The sequence below is a fragment of the Bradyrhizobium sp. CCBAU 53421 genome (assembly GCF_015291625.1).
In the GTDB taxonomy this organism is placed as follows: domain Bacteria; phylum Pseudomonadota; class Alphaproteobacteria; order Rhizobiales; family Xanthobacteraceae; genus Bradyrhizobium.
Map to the genome: position 1 here is coordinate 6358991 of NZ_CP030047.1, position 12229 is coordinate 6371219.

Below are 12229 nucleotides of genomic sequence, written 5' to 3' on the forward strand. Positions count from 1 at the left end.
AGCACCGCCTCGACGGGCCGAGACGGCGCCTTTCCTGGTGCGACCTGGGATCCTACAGCCTGGTCCAGTGACCATCGTTGAAGATCAGGTATTCGACGTTGCTGATCTGGGTCACCTGGCCATTGCTGAAGTTGACGTCCAAAGAACCACCCTTGCCCGCGGTGATGTCGGTCACGTCGGTCGAGGCGTGATCCAGGAAGGTCAGGGAGTCCTTGCTGCCGGCGCCGCCGTCGATGGTGTCCTTGCTGGTCGCGTTGGACAGGTAGAAGTAGTCCTGACCATTGCCGCCAACCATCGACGCCGTACCCGTGGCCGAGCCGACGAACGACGAACCTCCGCTGCCGCCGATCAGCGTCTGCGTGCCCGAACCGGCGATCAGCGTGTCGCTGCCGGAGCCGCCATGCAGCGTGTCGTTGCCGGCACCGCCGTAGAGCGAATCATTGCCGTCACCGGCGTAGAGCGAGGTCGCGTGCGAGGCATCGCTGCCCGAGTAGAGGATGTCGTTGCCGCTGCCGCCGTGCTCGGCAACGGTTCCGGTGCCGCCTACCAGCAGGTCGTTGCCGGCGCCACCGTCCAGCGTGTCGGCACCCGCCCCGCCATACAGCGAGTCGTTGCCGGCGCCGCCGTCAAGGATCGTCGCGTGCGACGTATCCGAGTACGAGTAGAGCGTGTCGTTGCCGCCGCCACCGTGTTCCGCAACTGTCCCGGTACCGCCGACCAAAAGGTCGTTGCCGGCGCCACCATCCATCGTGTCGGCACCGGCACTGCCGTACAGCGAGTCGTTGCCCGTGCCGCCGTCCAGGATCGTGGCGTGCGATGCATCCGAGTGCGAGTAGATCGCATCGTTGCCGCTGCCGCCATACTCCGCAACGGTCCCGGGCGCGCCGATCAGCAGGTCGTTGCCGGTACCGCCATCCAGCGTGTCGGCCCCGATATCGGCAGGATTATACCCTGCACCGGCAACCAGCGTGTCGTCGCCTGCACCGCCATCGAGTAACGTCCCGAACGTATAACCGGCGCCTGACTTGAGAACGTCGTTACCGCTGCCACCGTACTCCGCAGCAGTGCGGATGCCGCCCTGCATCAGGTCGTCGCCGGCGCCGCCATCCAGCGTGTCGGCTTCGCCACTGGCTCCGCCCTCCAGCGTGTCGTTGCCGTCACCACCCGACAGGAACGAGGCGTACCACGCAAACAGATTCGCGTAGAGCAAATCGTCGCCGGCGCCGCCGTAGATCTGATCGCTGTATGTGCCGGCCACCAGCGTGTCATTGCCCGCGCCACCGTCGAGAATCTGGTTGCCGAAACCCGCGCTCAACCAGTCGTCGCCGTCGCCGCCATACAGGCTATCATCGCCCCAGCCACCGAGCAGCTCGTCGTTGCCGCTACCGCCGTAAAGCGCACTGGAAACGCTCGTATCGAACACCGGGCCGCCGGACAGCAGCGTGTCGTCGCCGCTGCCGCCAAACAGCTGCGCTGTGGTCCCGCCCCAAAGCCAGTCGTTGCCGGCGCCGCCGTCCATCGTTTCGTGACCCACGCCGCCACCGTACACCGTGTCGTTGCCGGCGCCGGCAAGAACCATCGTTCCGCGGTTGTTGTTGAAGGTGATTTCGTCGTTACCGTCGCTGGTCGCGATCAGCACCGGGGCGGCGCCGTTCACGGTCAGCGTCACGTCGCTCTTGGTGGCTTCGATGATCGCCTTCAGCTTGGGATCGAGCTTGATCGTATTGTTGGCATTGGTTTCGATCAGAACATTGGCGTTCGGATCCGGGTTGCTGATCCCGGCCCCCACCTCGACCGGGATCGTCGCGCCGTCATCCGGGCTGGTGTAACCGATCCCCGCGCTGATCAGATAGTCGAGAATCTGTTGCCGGGTTGCGTGATCGATCGTGGAGCCGATCGCTGCCTTGAGCTGCGTCTGGTTCAGGCTTTGCGTCACCATCGATGGAGCCCCTGCTTCGACGCGCTACATCATCGCAAAGCAAATACTCAAATGATCTCGATGATTCACAATTGGAGCAGGCTGCAACACTGCAAGATTATCAGACAACATTTCATAACACCACCTGCAATCGCAAAAAAGCGCCGCCTCAACCAGAGTTGGGGCGGCGCCTTCGTTTAGTGAAGATCTAGTTCAGACCTGGGATCTTACAGCTTGGTCGAGTGACCATCGTTGAAGATCAGATATTCGATATTGCTGATCTGGGTCACCTGGCCATTGCTGAAGTTGACGTCCAGGGAACCATCCTTGCCCGCGCTGATACCTGTCACATCGGTCGAGGCGTGATCCAGGAAGGTCAGCGAGTCCTTGTTGCCGGCACCACCGTCAATGGTGTCGCTGCTGTTGGCGTTGGACAGGTAGAAGTAGTCCTGACCATTGCCGCCAACCATCGACGCCGTACCGGTGGCCGAGCCAACGAACGAGTCGTTGCCGCCGCCGCCAATCAGCGTCTGGTTGCCCGAGCCGGCGACCAGCGTGTCGCTGCCGGAGCCGCCATACAGCGTGTCGTTGCCGGCGCCGCCATAGAGCGAGTCGTTGCCGTCGCCACCGTAGAGCGAGGTCGCGTGCGACGCATCGCTGCCCGAGTAGAGCACGTCCTTGCCGGCGCCGCCGTACTCGGCAACGGTACCGGTGCCGCCGACCAGCAGGTCGTTGCCGGCGCCGCCATTCAGCGTATCGGCGCCCGCACCGCCATACAGCGAGTCGTTGCCGGCACCACCGTTCAGGACCGAGCCGTGCGACGCATCCGAGTTCGAGTAGAGCGCGTCGTTGCCGGTGCCGCCGCTGAGCAGATTGTTGCCCGTACCGCCAACCAGCACATCGTTGCCGCGACCGCCGACCAGGTCGGACGAGGTACCGCCGTAGAGTGTGTCGTCGCCGGAGCCGCCGAGCAGCGTATCGGCGCCAGTGCCGACGAGCAGATCGTTGCCAGAGCCGCCGTCCAGCGTGCTGTGACCGGAAGCGTTGTCGATCAGCACGTCGTTGCCGGCACCACCGCTGAGCGAGTCGTGACCCGCGCCACCGAAGATCGTGTCATTGCCGGCGCCGGCGAGAACCGTCGTATCACCGGTGTTGTTGATGAAGATCTGATCGTTGCCGGAGCCGGTCGCGACCAGCACCGGGGTGCTGCCGTTGACCGACAGCGTCACGTCGCTCTTGGTGGCTTCGATGATCGCCTTCAGGTTGGCGTCAGTGTTAACGGTGTTATTGGCGTTGGTTTCGATGAGAACATTGGCAGACGGATCCGGGTTGGAAATGCCCGCACCCACCTGGACCGGAATCTCCGTTCCGTCATCCGGGCTGGTGTATCCGACCCCTGCGTTGATCAGATAGTCAAGGATCTGTTGCTGGGTCGCGTGATCGATCGTTCCGTTGATCGCATGTTTCAGGTCGGTTTGGTCTAGATTGTAAGTCGCCATCGATGTAGCCCCTGCTTGGGATACGAGGATTCAAGCCGCTCGCCCGCACCTAAGCTGTTGAATCACAACTGGTTTGTTGCGACGCAGCTCAAATGTGGACACACGTTACGAACTTGTTAAGTCCATTGTTAAGTCCGCAATACCGGAGTGTCAATCGACAATGCGCTGTTAACGCCTGGTTCCATGAGGCTTTTGTGAGACTTAGCACCACTTCGGAGGTGAGCTAACATTCAGCGTGAGCGGCTCACAAATGTTAGCCGCGGCGCAAAAAAGGATAGTGATTATACGGGGTTTCGTCGTGGCCTCAGCGGGCGCCGGAGCCCCGAATTTCGCAGCCGTTGCCCGCGCTTCGATCCGATTTTCCGATCTGAAAAAATATTTCTGCGCCGCGTGAGAGCTTTTCCAAAAAAGCGTCAAACTTCACAACCGGCCGGCAAGCGGAGCGGCGTCATGCCGGGTTCTGGTTGCAGGGCACGCGCACGAAGCGGGCGAAAACCGCGGAATCGATCCCAGAATCGGGGCAATTGAGCTGCCCGGCCAAGACCGGAGGAGAGCCAGATCGAGCGTCCGATATAACAAATTAACATCAGATTCGCCGCGATCCATTAGGGACGGGAGTGCGAAACGGCAAGGAAACGGCACCACGGAGCCCCGATTCACCGGCGACGCAACCGCTTGTCGCGATCACCCGGCGGCGGCGCGCGCGTAGATCGCCTCGAGCAGCCGGAGATTCTCATCCGGCGCGTAGCGCGCGAGATAGGCGGCCCGCGCGGCCTGCCCCCATGCCGAGGCGCGATCGGGCGCGCCCAGAAGATCAGCAACGCGGTGTCCGAGCGCAGCCGCATCGCCCGGCGGCACCAATGCGCCGGTTTCGCCGGCGCTCACCACCTCCGCAAGTCCGCCGATCTCGGATGCGATCACCGGCGTACCCCGCGCGAAGGCCTCGACCACGACCATCGGAAATCCCTCGTACCACAGCGACGGTACGACCAACGCCCGGGCACTCGCCATTTCCCGCAGCACGTCTGCGCGTGACAGCGCACCGAGAAACCTGACATTGCCTGGCGCCCGGGCTTCAAGCGCGGCCCGCTCCGGCCCCTCGCCCACGATCCGCAACGGCACGTCCGTCCCCGCAACCGCGTCGAGCAAGACACCCACGCCCTTCTCGCGGCTCAGCCGTCCGACATAGAGCAACCCGGCGCGCGGCGACGCCGGATCGGGCGCGCCCGGATCGGCCATGAAATTCGGCTTCACGTCGATCCGGCCTGCATCGAAACCTGCCTGCGTGAACAACGTCCGCGCAAACCGCGTCAGCGCGATCAGGCGCAGACCGGGACGCGTCCAGGTGCCGCGGCGCTGGTGCTGCGCGATCATGTAGGCCGAAGCCAGCGAGCCCGGCAGCGACCCGCGGTAGCAGCGATGGGCAACGCCCCAGAGATGGCCGCGATCCAGGCACTTGTGGCAGATGCGGCCGTCGCGCAGCAGCATGCCGCCGGTGCAGAGGGCGCGATAATTGTGCAGGGTCACCACCGCAGGCACGCGCTTTTGCCGGCAGACATCGAACACGGCGGGCGAGAGCAGCGGGAAGAAATTGTGGACGTGGACGATGTCGGGGCGAAAGCGGTCGATCGCCGACGCGACGACCCGTTTTCCCTCCGCGTTATCGGCGATCGACAGCGTGGTCGCGATCCGCGCGGCAAGCGAATTGATCGCCTCGTTGCTGACCGTGAGCGTTTCGACACTGTGTCCAGCGTCGCGCAACAGGTCGACTTCCGCTTCGAACACGACGTCCTCGCCGCCGCGTCCCTGATACCTGTTGTGAGCGATCAGGATCTTCATGATCGGCGTGCCGGGCCTGAAAACCAGCGCAGCTCCGTCACGAGGCTTTGGCCGGCGGCCAGCGTCCCGGAGCCGATCAGCGTCGTTGCCGGCACCTTGAGATCGAAGGACGGCGAGTACCAGCCGGCCGGCATGATCTCGTCGCCGCGATACGACGTCCAGCTGAGCGCTGCCGGCAGCTCGAGCTCGCCGCGTCCGCCCGGCCATGTGAGCTGCGCGTTGCGTCCTTCGAGCTTGCATTCAACGTCGGGACCGAGATGCCAGCTGAGGCTCGCCGGCACCGCAAGCCCTTCATCGGCAAGCACGATATCGGTGACGACGAGCCGCGCCGCCTGCCGCTGCAATTGCACCGAACGGCGGTGCACGAGAGCTGCTGCCTCCTGATATCCCGAATGCTCCGCGACCCAGCTGGCGTCGGCATCGCGATCGTCCAGGCCGCCTGCTGCGATCAGCCGGCTCCGTGCATGCCGCGTCCAGAGGAACGGGCCGCCCGACACCGACTGGTCGCGCCCGAACAGGCAGAGCGTGTTGTGTGCCAGCGTAGAACGGAAATAGGCCCGCCATCGCGGATCGCCGTGATAGCAATAGGTGCCGGGGTCGGCGAGGATATCGACGCCTCCGATCCGGCATTCGAGCGACAGCGCATCCGCATGCGCATGCGCCGCAATGCGGCCGAAGCCGTGCGGGCCGTGATCGCAGCGGCACCACACCGCGTTGGCGGAATCCACGAGAAAGGTCTGTCCCGCCTCATCGAGCAAATGCGGGCGTCGCGCGGGCCGCGCGGCGATCGCACGTGGCTTGATGCCGTCGGTCAGGAAGAACGTGCGCAGATCGGGCTCCGGCAGCCTGGGCCACCACGGCAGATCGCCGAACAGGCGCGCGCCGCCAGCGAGCAAGCCGAGCCAGCGATTGCCGGCGTGATCGTCGAGCAACAGGCCGATGCCGTCATCGCCATCACCCTGACGGGAAGGACGCGCGCGGTCGTCGAGCATCGCGGCGATGACGTCGCTCATGCGGCACATCGTGGTCCAGACCGCACCGTCAAGCTGATGTCCCGACGACTCGCCCTGCACCGCCGCGACGAGCAGGAGTTCGAGGACAAAGCCGTGGTAATCGGTTGCGAGCTCGCTGTTGCTGCCGCAAGCAAGCGTTTGCGCGACGGCTTCGTGCGCCAATGTGGCGGCGGAGTGCTGGCGCCATCGCGCGCTGTCGCGAAAGAACGGAAACACGCAGGCTGCCACGAACTGTCCGGCGGTCTCCGCGATGATATGGTTGTTGGCCGAGGAGCCGCGGCTCGGGAATTGCGACAACCAGTATTGATGCGCGTAAAGCTGGGTCTGGAACAGGTCGTTATGCTCGAACAACGAGGGGGCGCCGGGCCAGTTCTGCAGCAGCTGGCGTACCCAGGCCCACGAGATCAGCCGCACGCCAAGCTCGATGCCGCTGATCCAGTGCGGACCACGCGGGAATGGATTGTCGCGCCACCAGCTTGTGAGATGCTCGGCCACGCGCCTGGCGTAGCGCTCGTCCGAGGTCAGGTAATACGCGGCCGCGAGCACCGTGAGATGATGGTGACGCGACGGCTCCCAGATGTATTTGATATTTCCGACCGTGGCTTCGTCACGATAAGGCATAGCAAAGGCGTACATATCGGCAGGTGCGCGCCTGCCACTACGGACATCGACGAACCAGTCCGGCCGCTCGCCCAGGGCCGCATGATCTCTGGCGAAAACCCGCCAATGTCCGGCGAGAATTCGGTCGGCGCTCCGGATCAGCCGCTCTGCAGCCTGCGGCGGCGCGTGCGCCGGCAAGGGCAACGGCTTCAGCCGCAGCTGGCGCGGGCCAGGCGCGAGGCTGGCGCGGGCATGTCGCGCGATGTCGGGTGGAGTGATACGCCAGAGCAGCCGCAGCAGCTGGTCGTTCACCCGTCCCGCAAGCTCGGACGGCTCCATGCGCCGCAGCCTGCGCAGATACCAGGTCGGATTCATCTCGCGGCGGTCGCGGCGTGTGCGACGCCCGGCTCTGCTGTGCCGAGCGTCAGATCGACCGGCATCCCGGCGGCCGCGCTCTCCTGCACCGCGAGGGTTGCGCGGGTGGTCGCAAGCAGCGATTCGAGTGCGATCGGCATCGCGGCTCCCGATGCGACCGACGCAACGAAGGCATCCAGCATCGGCCGCTGCCCCTTGTCGAGCCGCGCCTTCTTCACTGTCCGCTGTCCGGCATGCCAGATCTCGAAGCCCGAGAAATTGTCGAAGGCGGCAAAGCCGGTGCTCGCCGATATTTCGAGCGCCTCCTTCGGCACCCGCGGATCGCCGCCAGTGAGATAGCTGAGGCTCGCAACCGAGCCGTCGGCAAAGTCGAACGTGGCGAGGAGATTATCGACATCCTTGCCCGCGGAACTCGCCGAAACGCGCACCGGCTCGGCGCCGAGCCACCATGACAGCACGTCGATGAAATGGCCACCCTCGCCAGCGAAGCGGCTGCCCTCGCTCTCGGCCTGCAGATACCAGGATGATTTCTCCAGCGGGCCGGCGATGACGCGATATTGCAGGGTCTGCGGCCCCGTCGGTGCGAATGCCGCCCGCATGCCCTGCAGCAGCGGCGAGAAGCGGCGGTTGAAGCCGACCATCAGCCGGTTGTTGCCGGTATCGCGGATCACCTGCTCCAATTGATCGAGCGAGTCTGCATCGATCGCCAGCGGCTTCTCGACGAACACCGCCTTGCCGGCCCGCAGCGCTCGGCTCGCGAGATCGGCGTGGGAGGCGTGGCGCGTTGCGATCAGCACGGCATCGATGTCGCCGGCCTCGAGCACCGAGGCCGCATCCGTCGAGGCGCGCGCGAAGCCGAACTTGCGTACCGCGGTGGCGCCGCTCAAGCCGGTATTGGTGGCGACCTCGACAAGATCAACGCGCTGATTGTTCGCAAGCTGCGGCAACAGCATGCTGGAGGCATAATTGCCGGCGCCGATGACGCCGAGCCGCACCCGGCCACTGCGCAGCGCAACCGCCGGACGATAGACCATCTGCATCGCGCGCGAAGCGGCGTCCGGATAGGCGAACACCATGCCGAGGCCGACTTCGCCCCGGCTCATGCGCTCGAACGCCGACGTCGCCTGCTCCAGCGGCACCACGTCGGAAATCAGCGACGAAAAGTCGAGCCGCCCGTCGGCGAGCAGGGCGACGATCGCCTCCATGTTGCGTTTCTCGGTCCAGCGCACATGGCCGATCGGATAGTCGATACCGCCCTCCTCGTAGAGCGGATCGTAGCGGCCGGGGCCGTAGGAGCGCGAGAATCGAACGTCGAGCTCCTTGTCGTAGAATTCGTTCCAAGGCAGGTTCAGCGTGCATTTGCCGATATCGACGATACGGCCGCGGTCGCGCAGCAATGCGGCCGAGCGCGAGGCGAGCTCCGGATCGTCGCTGCCTGCCGTGATGAACACGCAATCCGCGCCACTGCCCGCGGTCAGCTGGTCGATCCGGGCGCGAAAGGAGGCCGCAGCATCATCCGACGCGACCGCACAGATCGCGGCGCCTGCCGCTTCCGCCTGACGACAGCGCGCTTCCAATCTGTCGAGTCCTGTGACCACGACACCGGCGCTGCGCAGCAGGCGCACCATGATCTGCCCGATCAGGCCGAGGCCGATCACGCAGGCGGTTTCGCCGAAGCGGATCTCGGACTGGCGCATCGCCTGCAGCGCGATCGAGGCGATCGTCGTGAAAGCTGACTGGTCGAGCGCAGCACCGTCCGGCAACGGCACGCAGAGGTTAACCGGCACCCAATTGTATTCAGCATGGGTTGCATATTGATTGCCGCCGCAGCAGACCCGCTGTCCGACCGCGAAGCCGCTGACGCCCTCACCCACCTCCACGACGGTGCCCGACAGCGAGTAACCGAGCGGCGTGTAGGAATCGAGGCGGCTCATCACCTTCTGATATGTCGCTAGCACTCCCTGCTGGCGGACCGAGCGCATCACCTTGGCCACCTGGTCAGGGCGCGCACGCGCCTTGCCGAGCAGCGACAGCCGGCCCTCGGTGAATTTCATCATCTCGGTGCCGGTCGACACCGCCGAGAACGCGGTACGCACCAGGACCCCGCCGGGGCGGCAGCGCGGCGCCGGCACGTCGATCAGCTTGAGCTCGCCGCTCTTATAGTTCTGCGCGATCTGCTTCACAGTCGGTCAATGCCTCAAGTTAACAGCACTGCTTGTATCGCGCCTGCCGCCCGCAATGAAGCCGGGAACACGATCTCATTTCCCGCGATTTAACATTGTTATCATTCCAGCAACAGGACCGGTTTGGGCGAGATCTCGACCTCACCGTTCGCGACGGCGCCCTCGCCGCCGTCGAGCCCCTGGTAACGGCTAAAGCGCGGATCGACCCGCTCAACGGACCGCCCCTTGGTGGTCCAGAGGATCAGGCCGTTGCGGCCATCCGGCATGCGGAGCTCGACGCGCCAACTTGACGGCGATGTCCTGCCCGCGGCCACGACGGTTGCGCCGACCAGCCAGGACTGGACCGTGCGATAGGCAATTCCGCTCGGCAGCAGCCCACGCGTCCGGTCCCATAATTTGCCGAAGTCGCTGCCCCCGCCGGCGAACTCGTACCAATAGAACCGGTCGACACCGCTGATCCATTTCAGGATGTAGGCGCGAGCCAGACAGCCATCCGGGTTGTCCTCGTCGGACGACCAGCCGGCCTCGGTGTCCCAGATCGGCCGTGCCGACAAATCGTGCGCGGCAAGGATCTGCTTGAAGCGCGCAATGATTCCAAGCACCGCCTCGGGTTCGCTGGTGTAGCCGTGGAAGGCGAACACATCGGCATATTGTCCGCCGCCTTGCGCCATGAAGGCGGTTTGCCAGCGATAGCCGTCCGGCGTGCCGTTGGATGATGGCGTCAGCACGGTCAGGCTGGGATCGCTGGCCTTGATGATTTCGTAGGCCCGCTTCTGCATCTGGACCATGGTCGCGATATCGCCCGAGTAATATTTGGGATCTTCGGGCTCGTTCCAGATTTCCCAGTATTTGATGCGGCCGGCGGCGCGCGCAACCGCCGCGCGCACCCATTCATCCCATGACGCCAGATCGGCCGGCGGCGAGCTTGCCCCGGGCGTGAATGCCGGCGGCGCATCCTTCACCGAGGCGGCCCAGCGCGGCGTGTAGGCGAGATTGAGGACGATATCGACATGCTCCCGCTCCGCCGCCGCAAGGATGGCGTCGAAACGCGCCCAATTGTAGATGCCGGGCGCCGGGTTGATCTGCGCCCAGTAGATCGCGCCCCACAGCCGAACGCCGTCGAACTTGAGCTCGGGCCAGGGTTGCGACTGTCCGATCGCATTGATCGTCATGCCGAAAAGCGTCGGCGGGATCACTACGTTCAGATGGCTCGCATTGAGCGCATCGTTTGCCGCCGCACCGGCCCACTGCAGCGGCCATTTATGAGCCAGCGGCACCAGCGCGCTCAAAACCAGTGCAATCGACGCCCTTTGTGCCCAATCCCTCACTTTGCCTGCCATGTTCGTGTCTCGTCGCCGTCACATCCGCGCCGGGATTGCATAATGGAAGTCGCGCATGTTAATGCCGATGTTAGTCTGATTGTGATGTTGTTAGGTCAATGGTATAGATCATCGCAGATGTCGAGAGCTGAACCATCATCACCGCGGCGGATCCTGATCATCGTCGAGAACCTTCCGGTTCCTTTCGATCGCAGGGTGTGGTGCGAGGCAACGTCGCTGCGCAAGGCCGGCTACGAAGTTTCGGTGATCTGCCCGAAGGGGCGCGGCCATAACGAATCCTACGAGTGCCTCGACGGCATTCACATCTACCGCCATCCGATGCCCGTGGAAGCGCGCGGGATCGCCGCCTATCTCATCGAGTATCCGGTCGCGCTGTTCTGGGAAACCTGGCTTGCGATCAAGGTGGCGTGGAAGCACGGCTTCGACGTGATCCAGGGCTGCAATCCGCCCGATCTGATCTTCCTGATCGGCCTGTTGTTCAAGCTCGGCGGCAAGCGCTTCGTGTTCGATCACCACGACGTCAATCCCGAGCTCTATGAGGCAAAATTCGGCCGCAGGGGCTTTTTCTGGCAGCTGCTCCGACTGGTCGAATATCTCACCTTCAAGACCGCAAGCATCTCGATCGCGACCAATGAATCCTATCGCGAGATCGCGATCACCCGTGGCCGCATGCCGGCCAATCGGGTCTTCGTGGTGCGCTCCGGCCCCAATCTCGACCGGGTGCGCTCGCGGCCGGCCGATCCGGCGTGGCGCCGCGGCCGGCGCTACAGCGTCGGCTATGTCGGCGTGATCGGCCAGTCGGAAGGCATCGATCTCTTGCTGCAGTCGATCGGCCACATCGTGCACGATCTCGGCCGCACCGACATCCAGTTCAACATCGCCGGAACCGGGCCGGAGTGGAATGCGGTGGTCAAGCTCTGCGAGGAGATGCAGCTCTCCGACTACGTGAATTTCACCGGTGCGATCGCCGACGAGGCGCTGTTCACGATGCTCTCGACCGCCGACGTCTGCGTCAATCCGGATCGCGTCACGCCGATGAACGACATCTCCACCATGAACAAGATCATGGAGTACATGGCGCTCGGACGGCCGATCGTCCAGTTCGACGTCCGCGAAGGCCGCCGCTCGGCGCTCGACGCCTCGCTCTATGCGGCGAAGAACGACCCGCAGGATTTCGCCGGCAAGATCCTCACGCTGATCGACGATTCCTCGCTGCGGCAGACGATGGGCGCATTTGGCCGCAGCCGCGTCGAGCGCGAATTGTCCTGGACGCATGAGGAGCCGAAGCTGCTCGCCGCCTATGAGGCGCTGTTCGCCAGGAAGCTCCCCTGGCAGCGCCGCGCGCCACGCGCGAGCGCGACCGCGGAGCGGCCGACCTCGCAGGCGTCGCGCGTCAACGCCAATGCAGCCGCCGGGCGGGCATCGCGTTGAACGCCATGCCGCCTTACTCACGTCGAACGCG

7 protein-coding genes are annotated in these 12229 nt (G+C 64.5%); 1 reads left to right on the forward strand and 6 read right to left on the reverse strand.

The genetic code is table 11. The features are described from left to right. Positions 1–52: 52 nt before the first annotated feature. The 6 genes from XH92_RS43760 to XH92_RS30125 all read right to left on the reverse strand — a co-directional run bounded on the left by XH92_RS43760 (position 53) and on the right by XH92_RS30125 (position 10767). Positions 53–1939 (reverse strand): calcium-binding protein, encoded by a 1887-nt coding sequence (locus XH92_RS43760; protein ID WP_194455355.1) that lies wholly within the window; start codon positions 1937–1939, stop codon positions 53–55. Positions 1940–2145: 206 nt separating this feature from the next. Then, complete coding sequence (locus tag XH92_RS30105) at positions 2146–3417, reverse strand: calcium-binding protein (protein WP_194455356.1); 1272 nt, start codon at positions 3415–3417, stop codon at positions 2146–2148. A 684-nt stretch (positions 3418–4101) separates the two neighbouring features. Next, positions 4102–5256 (reverse strand): glycosyltransferase, encoded by a 1155-nt coding sequence (locus tag XH92_RS30110; RefSeq protein ID WP_194455357.1) that lies wholly within the window; start codon positions 5254–5256, stop codon positions 4102–4104. Next, positions 5253–7244 (reverse strand): alginate lyase family protein, encoded by a 1992-nt coding sequence (locus XH92_RS30115; protein ID WP_194455358.1) that lies wholly within the window; start codon positions 7242–7244, stop codon positions 5253–5255. Before XH92_RS30115 ends, XH92_RS30110 begins: the two co-directional genes overlap by 4 nt. Next, a complete protein-coding gene (locus XH92_RS30120; RefSeq protein ID WP_194455359.1) occupies positions 7241–9427 on the reverse strand; it encodes a bi-domain-containing oxidoreductase in 2187 nt (728 codons plus the stop codon). The genes XH92_RS30115 and XH92_RS30120 overlap by 4 nt, the downstream gene beginning before the upstream one ends. A gap of 101 nt (positions 9428–9528) precedes the next feature. Beyond that, positions 9529–10767 carry a glycosyl hydrolase gene (locus XH92_RS30125; protein WP_194455360.1) on the reverse strand — a complete coding sequence of 413 codons (1239 nt, stop codon included), beginning with the start codon at positions 10765–10767 and terminating at the stop codon, positions 9529–9531. Positions 10768–10884: 117 nt separating this feature from the next. Between XH92_RS30125 and XH92_RS30130 the strand changes: the two genes are divergently transcribed. Then, positions 10885–12198: a glycosyltransferase family 4 protein gene (locus XH92_RS30130; RefSeq protein WP_194455361.1), complete on the forward strand. Its 1314-nt coding sequence runs from the start codon at positions 10885–10887 to the stop codon at positions 12196–12198. Positions 12199–12229 lie beyond the last annotated feature (31 nt).